This window comes from Nocardioides sp. F233 (assembly GCF_057813895.1).
This window is the reverse complement of sequence record NZ_JBVASH010000001.1, coordinates 423,252-436,230: the sequence shown is the minus strand read 5'-3', so window position 1 is coordinate 436,230 and position 12,979 is coordinate 423,252. Positions and strand designations below refer to the sequence as shown.

Sequence of the window (12,979 nt, the reverse complement as noted above, 5' to 3'; positions counted from 1 at the left end):
CGGCAGCCGCGGCACCAGCCGACCCCCAGTCGCGTCCCAGCGTCGTGCCGCATCGTCACGCCGAAGAGCACATCGACAGCCGACGGAGAAGCGATGAGACACAAGCCACCTGGAGCACTGGTGCACGGACTGGGCCTGGCGGTGCTGGCCACGGCCTTCACGGCGGGCTCCCCCGGCTCGGCCGCGGCAGAGTCCCCCGTGACGATCAGCGGCCGAGCGGCCGTGACGACCGGAACCTCAGCGGGAACCATCGTGTACATCTCGAACGACAACGTATGGATCGCCCGCGGTGACGGCAGCAACGCCCGGGCGGTCACGACCGACGGCAGCCAGTCGTCGCCCTACGGCTCACCGAGCCAGTCCGACGGCGGGATCATCGTGGCGACCACCATCGGGCGCCTGGTCCGCATGGACCAGCAGGGAACGGTGCTCAACGTCATCGACCCGCCTTCCCTGCCGACGTCGATGGGCAACAACATCGACGGTACGCCGGTCGACGCCGCCATCGCCCCGGACGGCTCCCGCATCGCCTACACGTTCACCAAGTTCGACACCGAGGCGGGCGGCTACCGCTCGGCCACCGGCTACACCGCGGCCGACCGCGTGACGGACCCGGCACCGCTGCGCTCGACGTTCTTCTGGTCGCCGTCGTGGGTGGGCAACGGACGCACCCTGCAGACCGGAGGCTACGACTCCCAGGTGCAGATCCACGACCTGGGTACGGAGCCGGTGCACTGGTTCGACGACGAGGACATCTACGAGCCCTCGACCGACCTCGGGAACACCGAGCTCTCCCGGGACGGCAGGTACCTCGCCGCAGTGCGCGGCTTCGACGACGGCGCGTCGATCTACTGGTACGCAGTGAACGGCAACGCGACGGCCGGCCCGCCGCCGGGCCTGCCGGACCCGCTGTGCCAGATCGGCCCGGCACGGGGACTCACGAACCCGACCTGGGGACCCGACGGCGACTCGCTCGCCTGGCAGGAGTCCGACGGCATCTGGGCCCGATCAGGTGCCCAGAACTGCTCGATCCCGTCCGCCCTCATCCTGCCCGGCGGCTCGGAGCCGGACTGGTCCCCGGCGGCGCTCAGCGCACCGGAGCCGCACAAGAACCACGCGTTGAGCAACACGGTCCGGCCCGGCATCAAGGGCAAGGCCAGGGTGGGACGCGTCCTGACGGCCCACGTCGGCGCCTGGTCCGTCCCGGGCGTGAGCTACCGCTTCACCTGGCTGCGCAACGGCAGGGCGATCAAGGGCAGGGCCGGCAAGAAGCGGTCCTACCGGGTCGTGCGCGCCGACCGCGGCAAGCGGCTCGCCGTACGCGTGACCGCGACCCGGTCGGGATACGCCGCGAGCACGGCGACCAGCTCCGCCGTACGGGTCAAGGGGTAGCACCATGACGGTTCGATCCCCCATCACGCTCGTCTCCTCGACCTGCATCGAACGCCCTGCCACCGAGGTGGCGGCGTTCGTGCTGGACTGGGGGAACGACCCCTTGTGGCGCTCACAGGTCCGCACGTTCACCGTCGACCCACCCGGGCAGGCGACACCCGGGCAGGTCCTGGTCGAGGAGCTCAGCTTCGCCGGGATGCTGTTCCGGACGCCGACGGTCATCGACGCAGCGGGCCCGCTCGAAGCCGCCTACTCGGGCGGCAGCGCCAGCGTCGACGTCGCGGGTTGGCGTCGTGTGACGGCCCTCGACGAGGACAGGAGCCGCGTCGACCTGCACACCGAGATCACCCTGCGCGGCGCACTCGGGCCCCTGTCCGGGGTGCTGGGCCGCTCGTACCGCAGGACCGACGCGGCCGACGTGGCGCGGCTCGCCGAGGTCCTGACATCGGCGCGGAGCCGGTGATCAGGTCCAGAGCACCTCGCGCGCCCACAGCGGGACGAGCTCACCAGCCCGGCCCTGCCGGGACTCGTGGAAGAAGTGGCTGCCCTCGCTGGGCTCGAGGTTGAGCTCGAGGGTGCGGGCGCCGTGGCGGCGGGCGTGCTGGACGAAGCCGGCCGCCGGGTAGACCGCGCCCGAGGTGCCGATGGACACGAAGATGCTGGCCTCGGAGAGCGCGTCGGCGATCCGGTCCATCTCGTAGGGGACCTCGCCGAACCAGACGACGTCGGGGCGCAGCTCGTGGACACCGCAGCCCGGGCAGGCCGGCTCGTCGAGCAGGGTGCCGGACCACGGGGAGGCGACGCCGCACGAACGGCACAGCGCCTTGAGCAGCTCACCGTGCATGTGGACCACGTTGCGCGAGCCGGCGCGTTCGTGCAGGTCGTCGATGTTCTGGGTGACGACGAGCAGGCCGGTGCCGAGGGTCTCCTCGAGCTCGGCCAGGGCGCGGTGCGCGGCATTCGGCTCGACGGTGGCGAGCGCGGCGCGGCGCTCGTCGTAGAAGCGCTGCACGGTGGAGCGGTCGCGCTCGAAGCCCTCCGGCGTCGCGACGTCCTCGACCCGGTGGCCCTCCCAGAGCCCGTCGGCGTCGCGGAACGTCGGCACCCCGCTCTCGGCGGAGATGCCGGCACCGGTCAGGACGACGATCTGGGGCACGACGGGAGGCTACCCGCCGCCCCGGTGACGGCCGTCACCCGTCCACGAGTTCATCGCCGCGCGCGGCGAGGCCCTGCCTGCACCACTCCACGTTCGCCTGCAAGCGTGGCTCGTCGGGGCAGGCGGCGAGAGCACGGCGCGCAGCGACCAGGCCCTCGTCGTACCGACCGGTCCAGTAGGCACTGACGGCGACCTCGTCCCACGCCCGCCACGCGTACGTCGCGGCGTCGACGAACAGCGCCTCGCCCGCGGGCATCGGGATCGTGGTGGCGGTGCGGGCATAGACGAGCGCGACCTCGTACCGCTCCCGCGACCGCTCGAGCCTGGCCGCATCGACGAGGGGCTCGGCCCGCCAGGGACAGTGCTGGTACGCCGCCAGGTGGGCGTCGACCACGGCCGCGACCGGCTCGCCGAGTCGCTCGCGGAGTCGTGCGGACTGGTAGCGCGCCTGCCAGCGTTCCTGGTCCCAGCCGGCGGGGTTGTCGATCCGGGTGCCGTAGGCGGCGAGGGCGCGCTCGGGCTCGCCCGCGTCGCGCCAGGACTGGCCGAGGTAGAACTGCAGCCGGGGGTTGGCGGGGTCCTCGCGCAACGCCCGCTCGATGAGGGCGGCGTCCTTGCGATAGGTGTCCGGGTCGCCGGCTCGGGCGCCGTCATGGGTGACCAGCACGGTCGGCGCGGGCAGGCTGCCGAGACTCGCGCCGGGGAGATCGAGGTACTCGTGGATCGGACCGACCCACCGCCACGGGTCGTCGAGCCGGACCAGGCACAGCCGGGCGTACGTCGTGCCGGCGTAGCCCACCTGGAGGTGGTAGCCGGACTCCGTCAGCTCGGGCCGGCGGTCGGGCAGGCCACACAGCTGCTCGTCGGCGTCGATCCACAGCGCATGGTCGCCGGGTGCCCGGTGGGCGCTGGCGCGGGCGAGCTCGAGGACCTCCTGCCGGTTGTGGCCGAAGTCGACCCAGGGGCGCTCGACCAGCCCGCCGGGTACGCCGTCCAGCGCCTCACGCACCAGGTCCTGCGTGCCGTCGGTCGAGCCGGTGTCGGCGACGACCCACCAGTCGACGAAGGGCCGCACGCTGTCGAGGCAGCGCCGGATCACGTGCGCCTCGTCCTTGACGATCATCATCAGGCCGATGCCCGGCACGCCTGGACTCCCTTCCCTGCCGTGGCGAGGGGGCGGGGCCCGACGCCCCTGCCCCCTCGCGCACGCTAGCCGACCCGGACGATCGACAGGTTCGCGCCCGCGGTGCCGTCAAGGGTGAGCACACCCAGCAGGCCGTAGGCGTCGAGGCTGAGCACGTCACCGGCGGCGAGCGGCACGGTCGCCGAGCCCGCCCAGACCATGGCGGAAACGGTCGTGGTGTCGTTCAGCAGCGGCGACCCACTGCCGTTGACCGTCACCTGCACGCTCGCCATCAGCCCTACCGTCGCCTGGACCTGGAACGACACCTGGTAGACACCGGCGGTGTCGACGGTGAACTGGGTGTTCGAGCCGTCGGCCGAGACGCCCGAGGTCGCGCCGCTCGCCGGCAGCGGGATGTGCGTCCCACCGAGGACCACTGCGATCACCGCGGCGGAGTTGTTGACGAACGAGCCGTACGCCGGAGCGACGCCGGCACCCGTGGCACCGGTGGCACCGGTGGCACCCGTCGGACCGGTGGGGCCGATCGCACCGGTCGGACCGGTCGCACCCGTGGGGCCGATCACACCGGTCGCACCGGTCGCACCGTCGGCACCGGCGATGCCCGTGGCACCGGTCGCACCCGTGGCGCCGGTCGGCCCGGCCGGCCCGGTGACACCGATGGCACCGGTGACGCCCGTGGCACCGGTCGCTCCGGTGGCGCCCTTCGCGCCCGGCGTACCGGACTCGGCACCACTGACCTTGACGACCTTGCCGACCCGCCAGCGGATCAGCCGCTCACCCGGCGCACACTTGCGTGCGTCGCCGTCGACCAGCCAGCGACCGTTCTTCAGGACCAGTCGGAGAGCGCCGGTCTCGCTGTCGTAGCAGCCGACCACCTGGCGGCGAGCCTTGGCAGCCTCGTCCGCGGCGGACGCCGGCACGTGCGGGAACAGGGTCGCCGCCGTCGTGGCCATGACGGAGACGGAGTAGAGCCCGACCTGGCACCACTTCTTGTTCATCGACATCGAACTCCTCAGTGGGGACGGACCCGGATGCGCGGTCCTGGGGGTGAGCCGCCGGCGGGACGCCGACACTGTGGGCCCGCATCGGCGGCCGGTCGGCCTTCCTGAGCGGTCGTCTGGTGAAGAGTTCTCAGAATCGCCCTCGGACGACCGATCGGGACCGGGTCCCGCCCTGTCCGTACGACGAAAGGCCGGCCGTGCCCGCACCGCTCCTGCCCCGCCGACTCCGCAGCGCCACCGCGCTCGGCAGCCTGGCGCTCGCCGCCGCTCTCGCCCTGGCCGGGTGCGGCAGCGGCGATGAGAAGCCCGACGCCGCGAAGCCGACCACCTCGACGGCGGACCGGCTCGTGGCCAGCGGACTGGACCAGATCGCGGCCGGCGACCTCGAGACCGCGCGGGACACGTTCGCATCGGTGCTCGACCTGGACCCGGCGAACGCGTGGGCCCACTACAACCTCGGCTACCTCGCCCAGAACGACGCGGACGTGGCGACCGCGATCGACGAGTACCAGCGGGCGTTGGACACCGATCCCGACCTCGCGCCCGCGCTCTACAACCTCGCGATCCTCACCGAGGGCGCGGACCTCGAGGCGGCCGTCGACCTCTACCGGCGGGTGCTGGCGGTCAAGCCCGACGATGCCGCGACCCACGTGCGGCTCGGGTACGCGCTGCGCCACCTCGGCCACGAGGCCGAGGCCCGCACGGCCCTCACCCGCGGCTTCGAGCTGGACCCGGCGCTGAAGGACGCGCCGGCGCCGGACTACGCCAGGTAGACCTTGCGCAGGCGAGTGCGGATCGTCCACTCGGTCCGCTCGCCCTCGTGCAGCCGCACGATCGACCCGGGCGCCAGCTCGATCTCGCTGCCGTCCTCGAAGCGCACCGTGCCCTCGCCCTCGAGGACGACGAAGACCTCGTCGGCCTCGACGTCGCGGACCACGCCGGGCGTGATCTCCCAGATGCCGAGCTCGACGTCCTTGAAGGTGCCGAGCTCGACGACGCCGACGGTCGGCGTACCGGACACGACGTCCTCGGCGGGCTCGTGCGGGACCTCGACGGCACTCGCCGCCACGACCCGGGTCCTCACGACGCCGCCAGGGTGCTCGCGAGGTCGCCCTCGCCGCCGCGCCGGAGCACGATCGCGACGAGGACCAGGGACCCCAGAGTGAGCAGCAGCATCGCCGTCGACACGGCGGCGACCTCGGGTCGCAGCCCGGTGCGCAGCGAGCCGAAGAGGTGTACCGGCCACGACGTGGAGCCGGGCAGGGAGACGAACGACGACACGACCGTGTTGTCGAGGCTCAGCGTGAAGGCCATGAGGGCGCCGGCCAGGATGCTCGGCCGCGCCATCGGCAGCGTGACCTGGCGGAACCGGTTCCACGGCGCGGCGTAGAGGTCGGCCGCAGCCTCCTCGATCGCGGGATCCATGCCGGACATCCTCGCGCGGACCATGAAGGTGACCGTCGCGAGCGCCACCGACGTGTGTACGACGACCAGCCGCACCAGGCCGTTGTTGAAGAGGGCCAGGTGCCCGTCGGTGCCGAGGGTGACGAACCACGGCAGGATCGAGATGGCGTCCACGATCTCCGGCGTGACCAGGGTGATCGCGAGCAGGGCGGTCAGCACCAACGCCCACCTGCTCCGGGACCGGGCGAGGGCGACGCCGCCGATGGTGCCGAGCGCGGTCGCCACGATCGTGGCGAGGACGCCGGACATCAGCGAGACCTGGACCGAGCCGCGGATGGTCGGGTCGTGCATCGCCTTGCTGTAGGCGCTGAAGCCGAAGCCGTCCCACGAGGCGAGCAGGCGGCCCTCGTTGAAGGAGTAGACGACGATCACCAGGATCGGCGCGAACAGGAACGCGAACACCGCCAGGCCGAGCAGCCAGAACAGCGCGTCCACGGGATCGCGGCGGGTACGACGAACAGCGGCGGGCATCAGGCCACTCCTGCCAGGTCGATGCGGCGGCGGAACCTGAGCGCGGCCCGCACGGCGAGGAAGACGAGCACGACCGCGAGCGCGGCAATCAGGATGAAGCCCATCAGGACGAACGCCATCGCCGCGCCGAGCGACCAGTCCTGGGCGCTGGAGAACTGCTGCGCGACCATCTGGCCCACCATGTTGCCGCGCGCCCCGCCCAGTACCGACGGCGTGATGTAGTCGCCCATCAGCGGGATGAACACCAGCAGGCAGCCGGCCGCCAGGCCCGGCAGGGCGTCGGGCAGCGTGACCGAGAAGAAGGTGCGCACCCGTCCGGCACCGAGGTCGCGCGAGGCCTCGCGCTGCGCGGGATCGGTCCGCTCGAAGGCGACGTACAGCGGCAGGATCATCAGCGGCAGGTAGTTGTAGACGACGCCGAGCTGCACCGCGCTGCGCGTGTAGAGGACGGCGAGCGGGCTGTCGATCAGGTGCAGGTCCTGGAGCAGGTCGGACAGGAAGCCGTGCGGCGCGAGGATGATCCGCCAACCGATGGTGCGGACCAGGAAGTTGGTCCAGTACGGCACCAGCACCAGCGCGACCAGCAGGCCACGGAGCCGCGGGGACGCCTTGACCGCCATCCAGTAGGCGAAGGGCACCGCGACGAGCACGCACAGCGCCGTACCGATGCCGGCGATCTCGAGGGTGTTCCAGAAGGTGCGCACGAAGGTGCCGGTGGTCGCCTCGCCGTAGCGGTCGAGGGAGAGCCGGTCGTTGGCGACCGGGGTGAACAGGCTCGGCTTGTAGCCGAAGCTGTACCAGCCGACGAGGCCGATCGGGATGAACACGAAGAACAGCAGCCATGCCCAGATCGGGAACGACAGCCAGGCCGCGCCACGCCTCATGCTCCTGCCACCGCCTTCACCTCGTTGAGGATGTCGACCAGCGTCGACTGGGACCCGGTGACCAGCCCGGGCGTCAGCCGCGCCATCACGTCGTCGGACGGGAAGACCAGGTCGGGGTGACTGAGGTCGTTGCTCTCGGCGAGGTCCCGCTGCCCGCGCAGGCCGGTCGGGTAGCCGATGTACTCGACGTCGCGGTAGGCCACGGCCGGGTCGAGCATGAAGTCGATCCAGGCGTGCGCGTTGTCAGGATGCTGGCAGCCGGCGGCGATCGCCCAGGTGTCCATCCACAGGTTCGCGGTCGGCGTCGGGTAGACGAACTTCCAGTGCTCGTAGTCGCCCTCCTCGATGCCGAGCCGCGCATCGCCGTTGTAGGCCTGCATCAGCACGAAGTCGCGCTGCACGATGTTCTGCGACGGGTCCGAGCTGAAGTTGCGGATGCACGGCGCGAGGTCGCTCACCAGGAACTTCCGTGCCGCGGCGAGGACGTCGGGGTCGGTGGTGTTGAGGTCCTGGCCGTTGGCGGCGAGGTAGATCGCGCACACCTCCCACGGGTCGTCGAGCACCGAGGTCGATCCCTTCGCCTCGGCCTGGGCGGCGGCGATGAAGTCGGCCCACGACGTCATCGGCCGGGTGATCCGGCGGGTGTCGTAGACGAAGCCGGTGGTGCCGATGGTCTTCGCGACGACGTACTCGTCGTGCGGGTCCCAGCTCCGGCCGCGCGCGCTGTCCTCGAGGTGGGCGAGGTTCAGGAGCTTGTCGTGGTCGAGCTTCGCGAGCATCCCGTTGGCGATCATCTGCTGCACGTAGCTGCCCGTCGGTACGACGATGTCGTAGCCGCTCGTGCCGCGCGCGGTGCCGAGCTTGGCGATCATCTCCTCGTTGGAGGCGAAGGCGTCCATCTGCACGGTGACGCCCTCGCGGTCCTGGAACCGCCGTACGTTCGCGGGATCGTCGTAGTCGCCCCACGAGTAGACGTTGAGGCGGCTCTCCCTGTGACCGTCGACAGCGGCGGTCGGCGCGTAGGCGCGGTCGCCACAGCCGGCCAGTGCACCGAGACCGACGACGCTCGCGCCGCCGAGGAGGGCGCGCCGGCTCAGCCGGGGTACGGCGGCCCGCGGCGCCAGGACCCTCAAGAGCCCGCTCCTGCAGGGAAGACGAGCACCGACTCGGGATCCCACGAGCACCAGACCGTGTCGCCGGTCTGCACGTCGGCGGCCTCGCGCAGGGGTCTGCGCGCGAACAGCTCGGTACCGTCGGGGCCGATGACGACGTACTGGATCTCGCCGCCGAGGAAGGACGTCCCGGCCAGCCGGCCGGCCACCTTGTCGACCGGCTGCGCGGGCTCGGTCGCGCTCACCCGCACCGACTCGGCGCGCAGGGCGAGGCGCAGCGCGTCCCCGGCGGCGTACGGCGCCACCTGGTCGGGCGACACCGCGAACCGGGCACCGCACCCCTCCGCCACACCGTCGGCACCGAGCACGACGTCGGCGAGGTTCTCGGTGCCGACGAAGGACGCGACGAACGCGCTGCCGGGCTGCTGGTAGACCTCCTGCGGCGTACCGACCTGCTCGATCCGGCCGGCATTCATCACGACGATCCGGTCGCTCATCACGAGCGCCTCGGCCTGGTCGTGGGTGACGAAGACGAAGGTGATGCCGACCTCGCGCTGCAGCAGCTTGAGCTCGACCTGCATCCGCTCACGCAGCTGGCGGTCGAGTGCGGACAGCGGCTCGTCGAGCAGCAGCACGTCGGGCCGGTTGACGATGGCGCGCGCGATCGCGACCCGCTGCTGCTGGCCGCCGGAGAGCTTGCGGGGCTGGCGGTCCGCGAACTCCTCCATCCGGACCAGCCGCAGCGCCTCCTTGACGCGGGAGGCGATCTCGCCGCGCGGCGTACGACGCTGACGCAGGCCGTAGGCGACGTTCTGCGCGACGCTCATGTGCGGGAACAGCGCGTAGGCCTGGAAGACCGTGTTGACCGTACGGCGGTGCGGCGGCACCCCGACGACGGAGTCGCCGGACAGCCGGATGTCACCGGCGTCGGGCTCCTCGAAGCCGCCGATCATCCGTAGCAGCGTGGTCTTGCCGCAGCCCGAGGGGCCAAGCAGGGAGAGGAACTCGCCGCGCGCGATGTCGAGGTCGACGCCGTCCACCGCGCGGTGGTCGCCGAACTCCTTGACGACGCCGTGCAGCGAGATGACGGGCGCGGTGGCCGCGGTGGTCCCCGCGGTGGCGATGGTGGATGTCGTCACGAGTCGAACCCCAGTCCGAGAGCGTCGAGGGTGCGTAGCCAGGCGTTGCGGCGTCCGCCGCGGTGATCGGCCCGGTCGAGCGCCCAACGGGTGGTCTGGATGCCGATCGAGGCGATCGGCTCCGGCGGGAAGGGAAGCGGCATCCGGCGCACCATGTCGAGGCGGGTGCGCTCGGTGTCGAGGCCGGCGAGGCGGTCGAGCATCACCTCGGCCGCGAACCGGGACGCCCCCACCCCGAGGCCGGTGAAGCCGGCGGTGTGGGCGACCCGGTCGTTCATGGCCCGTCCGTGGAAGGCGCAGAACTGCGTCGAGGTGTCGATCGCGCCGGCCCACTGGTGGCTGAAGCGCAGACCCTCCAGCTGCGGGAAGGTGGTGAGGAAGTGCTCGGCCAGGCGACGGTAGGTCTCCGGGCGGTGCTCGTACGACGGCCGGACCTTGCGCCCGTAGTGGTAGATCGCGTCGTACCCGCCCCACAGGATGCGGTTGTCGCGGCTGAGCCGGTAGTAGTGGAACTGGTTGGCCATGTCGCCGATGCCCTGGCGGCCCTCCCAGCCGATCGACGCGAGCTGGTCGGCGTTCAGCGGCTCGGTCATCAGGGCGTAGTCGTAGACCGGCACGGTGTGCATCCGGTAGCGCGCGAGCAGGCTCGGGAACACGTTGGTGGCCAGCGCGACGCGGCGGGCGGTGACGATCCCGGTCTCGGTGGTGACCCGGACCGGACCTCGCGTGCCGTCGCCGTCGATGCCCGTCGCTCGCGTGCCCTCGAAGATCTCGACGCCGAGCTCGGCCGCCACGCGGGCCAGCTCCTGGGCCAGCTTGGCGGGGTGGACCAGCGCGACGTCGGGGTCGAGCGCGCCCGCGAGGTACGTCGGGCTGGCGACCATCCGCCTCAGATCGTCGGCCTCGATGACGTCCGCACCGCTGGCGCGCAGGTCCTCGACCTGGTGCGGCTCGATGGCCACGTCCAGCTCACCGGTGCGCTCGTAGTCGCAGTCCATCGCGAAGTGCCCGACGGTCGCCTCGATCGCGTCCAGGTTGGCGACCCCGAGCCGCTCCAGCTCGTCGTACTGGTCCGGCCAGCGGGACCGGCCGTTCTCCTCGCCGTGCGTGATGCTCGCAGCGCAGAACCCGCCGTTGCGCCCCGACGCCGCCCAGCCGATCCGCGCGGCCTCGACCAGCACGACCCGCCGGTCGGGCTCGCGCTGCTTGGCGACCACAGCGGTCCACAGGCCGGTGTAGCCGCCGCCGACGACCAGCAGGTCGGTGTCGATCGCCTTGCGCAGCGGCGGGTGGGCGGGCCGCTGCGCCAGGTCGTCGATCCAGAAGCAGCCGTCCCGCACGTCGGCGAGCGCGTGGTCGACGACGGCGCGGTCGACCGTCGTGCGGGAGAAGACGGTCCCCGGGGCGGTGGCGCTCACGACGCCTTCTCGCCGGCGACCCAGGTCGCCTTGACGCGCAGCTTGCTGATCGACGTCACCGGGACGGTGCGCAGGTTGCCCGAGAGCATGATCGCGTCGAAGCGCTTGCCGACCTCCAGCGAGCCGGTGCGCTTCTGCAGGCCCAGCAGGGCAGCGGTGTTGAGGGTGTGGACGCGGATCGCCTCCGTGAGGGTGATCCGCTGGTCCGCACCGAGCGGCGCGTCGTACTTCGTGCCCTCGGTGGGCTCGGCCGTGCGGGTGACCGCGCGCTCGAGCTGGGCCATCGGGTTGAGGTCGTCGACCGGGAAGTCCGAGCCGTTCGCGAGGCGCGCGCCGGCGTCGAGGAGCGAGCGCCACGGGTACATCCGCTGCCACCGCTCGGTGCCGATGAACCGCTTGAGGGCGTCCATCGTGTACGGGTCGCGCTCGGCCCACTGCGTCGCGACCGCCGGGATCACGTCGAGCTTCGCGAACCTGCGGTAGTCGGCCGGGTCGACCAGCTGGGCGTGGGCGACGATGTGGCGCGGGCCGTCCTTGCCGTTGCGCTTGCGGGCGTAGGCGACCGCGTCGAGCGCCTGCCGGGTCGCGCCGTCGCCGATGGCGTGCAGGTGCACCTGCCAGCCCGCCTTGTCGAGCGCGGCGACGACCTTGTCCAGCCGCTTCTGCTTGACCCGGACCGGGCCTCGGGTCGGGCCGGGGACCCACTTCCCGTGCTTGTTGCGGACCAGGTACGGCTTCAGCAGCTGCGCGGTCTGGTTGGGGTACTCGATGACGCCGTCGACGAAGATCTCGCCGACCGCGGTGATCCGGAAGCCGGGGCCCTCGTACTTCTCCTTGAGTGCCTCGATCCGGGCCAGGGTGCCGGGCAGGTCGGCGTACGCGTCGTTGGCGTCGAGGTCGAGCGAGGCCCGCACCAGGCCGGGCAGCTCGTGCCGGTCGGCGAGGTACTTCCACGCCTGGAGGTCGGTCTCGTCGAGCAGCTGGGGCTGGTACGCCGTCAGGCCGTTCGCGGTGACGTAGGCGAGGGTCTCGCGCAGGCCCTTGACCCGCTCGGCCAGCGGCGCGGGCGGGATCTTGCCGGCCACCAGGCCGATCGCGGTGTCCTCCTTGAGGTAGCCGGTCGGCTCTCCCTGGCCGTCGCGGACGATCACGCCGCCCTGCGGGTCCGGCGTGCTCGCCGAGACGCCTGCCACGGCGAGCGCCTTGCTGTTGACCAGCGCGTTGTGGCCGTCGTCGGAGAACACGAAGATGGGCCGGTCGGTGTCGAGCGCGTCGAGGATCGCCTTGGTCGGCACCGTGCCGGCCGGCTTCATGCCGGGCAGGTCCCAGTTGACGACCGAGAGCCAGTCGGCGGCCGTCTTGCCGGCCGCCTTGTCGTCGTCGAGGCACTTCTGGATCCGGGCCTGGGTCTCGGGGACCGTGAGGTACGCGTAGTCGAGGTCGCACACGGGCAGTCGCGGGCTCAGGTGGATGTGCCCGTCCTCGATCCCGGGCATCAGGGTGCGGCCCTGGAGGTCGACGACCTTCGTGGTCTTGCCGACGAAGCGGCGCACGCCCGCGTCGGAGCCGACGTAGACGATCTTCCCGTCGCGTACGGCGACCGCCTCGGCCGGCGTACCGGTCGGGGTCTCGACGGAGCCGTGCCGCAGCACCAGGTCGGCCCGCGCGGTCGCGGCGGCGGCCGCGCCCGTCGTCGGGGTCGTGGTGACCAGGGTGGCCGCGATCGTGGCAGCGGCGAGCAGTGCGAGGCGCATGGGCAGTACCGTGGGTGATTAATCCATTAATCACAAGGGGTCCA

13 protein-coding genes are annotated in these 12,979 nt (G+C 71.8%); 3 read left to right on the top strand and 10 right to left on the bottom strand.

The annotated features are described in order from the left end of the window. The first annotated feature begins 93 nt into the window (after window positions 1-93). Window positions 94-1,392: a TolB-like translocation protein gene (locus ACZYRU_RS02085; RefSeq protein ID WP_488955419.1), complete on the top strand. Its 1,299-nt coding sequence runs from the start codon at window positions 94-96 to the stop codon at window positions 1,390-1,392. Between the two features lie 4 nt (window positions 1,393-1,396). Next, window positions 1,397-1,855, top strand: coding sequence for an SRPBCC family protein (locus ACZYRU_RS02080; protein WP_488955418.1), 459 nt, complete (start codon window positions 1,397-1,399; stop codon window positions 1,853-1,855). Here ACZYRU_RS02080 and ACZYRU_RS02075 read toward each other — a convergent pair whose 3' ends face one another. The 3 genes from ACZYRU_RS02075 to ACZYRU_RS02065 all read right to left on the bottom strand — a co-directional run bounded on the left by ACZYRU_RS02075 (window position 1,856) and on the right by ACZYRU_RS02065 (window position 4,696). Then, window positions 1,856-2,548, bottom strand: coding sequence for an NAD-dependent deacylase (locus ACZYRU_RS02075; protein WP_488955417.1), 693 nt, complete (start codon window positions 2,546-2,548; stop codon window positions 1,856-1,858). Window positions 2,549-2,582: 34 nt separating this feature from the next. Beyond that, the gene (locus ACZYRU_RS02070; protein WP_488955416.1) at window positions 2,583-3,692 is read right to left on the bottom strand and encodes a tetratricopeptide repeat-containing glycosyltransferase; all 1,110 of its coding nucleotides are present in this window, start codon (window positions 3,690-3,692) and stop codon (window positions 2,583-2,585) included. Window positions 3,693-3,757: 65 nt separating this feature from the next. Then, the gene (locus ACZYRU_RS02065) at window positions 3,758-4,696 is read right to left on the bottom strand and encodes a BclA C-terminal domain-containing protein (protein WP_488955415.1); all 939 of its coding nucleotides are present in this window, start codon (window positions 4,694-4,696) and stop codon (window positions 3,758-3,760) included. A 194-nt stretch (window positions 4,697-4,890) separates the two neighbouring features. Here ACZYRU_RS02065 and ACZYRU_RS02060 point away from each other — a divergent pair, with 194 nt between their 5' ends. Continuing rightward, on the top strand, window positions 4,891-5,466 hold the full coding sequence (locus ACZYRU_RS02060) for a tetratricopeptide repeat protein (RefSeq protein ID WP_488955414.1): 576 nt from the start codon (window positions 4,891-4,893) through the stop codon (window positions 5,464-5,466). Here the strand turns inward: ACZYRU_RS02060 and ACZYRU_RS02055 are convergent. The 7 genes from ACZYRU_RS02055 to ACZYRU_RS02025 are packed head-to-tail and all read right to left on the bottom strand — an operon-like array spanning window position 5,454 to window position 12,935. Then, window positions 5,454-5,777, bottom strand: a complete 324-nt coding sequence (locus tag ACZYRU_RS02055; RefSeq protein WP_488955413.1) for a cupin domain-containing protein — start codon at window positions 5,775-5,777, stop codon at window positions 5,454-5,456. The genes ACZYRU_RS02060 and ACZYRU_RS02055 overlap by 13 nt on opposite strands. Beyond that, window positions 5,774-6,628, bottom strand: coding sequence for an ABC transporter permease (locus tag ACZYRU_RS02050; protein WP_488955412.1), 855 nt, complete (start codon window positions 6,626-6,628; stop codon window positions 5,774-5,776). Before ACZYRU_RS02050 ends, ACZYRU_RS02055 begins: the two co-directional genes overlap by 4 nt. Beyond that, on the bottom strand, window positions 6,628-7,512 hold the full coding sequence (locus ACZYRU_RS02045) for an ABC transporter permease (RefSeq protein WP_488955411.1): 885 nt from the start codon (window positions 7,510-7,512) through the stop codon (window positions 6,628-6,630). Before ACZYRU_RS02045 ends, ACZYRU_RS02050 begins: the two co-directional genes overlap by 1 nt. Continuing rightward, on the bottom strand, window positions 7,509-8,645 hold the full coding sequence (locus ACZYRU_RS02040) for a polyamine ABC transporter substrate-binding protein (RefSeq protein ID WP_488955410.1): 1,137 nt from the start codon (window positions 8,643-8,645) through the stop codon (window positions 7,509-7,511). Before ACZYRU_RS02040 ends, ACZYRU_RS02045 begins: the two co-directional genes overlap by 4 nt. Beyond that, a complete protein-coding gene (locus tag ACZYRU_RS02035) occupies window positions 8,642-9,763 on the bottom strand; it encodes an ABC transporter ATP-binding protein (RefSeq protein ID WP_488955409.1) in 1,122 nt (373 codons plus the stop codon). Before ACZYRU_RS02035 ends, ACZYRU_RS02040 begins: the two co-directional genes overlap by 4 nt. Then, window positions 9,760-11,181 carry an NAD(P)/FAD-dependent oxidoreductase gene (locus ACZYRU_RS02030; RefSeq protein WP_488955408.1) on the bottom strand — a complete coding sequence of 474 codons (1,422 nt, stop codon included), beginning with the start codon at window positions 11,179-11,181 and terminating at the stop codon, window positions 9,760-9,762. The genes ACZYRU_RS02035 and ACZYRU_RS02030 overlap by 4 nt, the downstream gene beginning before the upstream one ends. Then, on the bottom strand, window positions 11,178-12,935 hold the full coding sequence (locus tag ACZYRU_RS02025) for an amidohydrolase (RefSeq protein WP_488955407.1): 1,758 nt from the start codon (window positions 12,933-12,935) through the stop codon (window positions 11,178-11,180). The genes ACZYRU_RS02030 and ACZYRU_RS02025 overlap by 4 nt, the downstream gene beginning before the upstream one ends. Between the last annotated feature and the right edge of the window lie 44 nt (window positions 12,936-12,979).

Coding starts and splice junctions, on each gene's coding strand:
- ACZYRU_RS02050 (WP_488955412.1), bottom strand. CDS start 6,628: ATGCCCGCCGCTGTTCGTCGTACCCGCCGCGATCCCGTGGACGCGCTG.
- ACZYRU_RS02085 (WP_488955419.1), top strand. CDS start 94: ATGAGACACAAGCCACCTGGAGCACTGGTGCACGGACTGGGCCTGGCG.
- ACZYRU_RS02065 (WP_488955415.1), bottom strand. CDS start 4,696: ATGTCGATGAACAAGAAGTGGTGCCAGGTCGGGCTCTACTCCGTCTCC.
- ACZYRU_RS02025 (WP_488955407.1), bottom strand. CDS start 12,935: ATGCGCCTCGCACTGCTCGCCGCTGCCACGATCGCGGCCACCCTGGTC.
- ACZYRU_RS02080 (WP_488955418.1), top strand. CDS start 1,397: ATGACGGTTCGATCCCCCATCACGCTCGTCTCCTCGACCTGCATCGAA.
- ACZYRU_RS02045 (WP_488955411.1), bottom strand. CDS start 7,512: ATGAGGCGTGGCGCGGCCTGGCTGTCGTTCCCGATCTGGGCATGGCTG.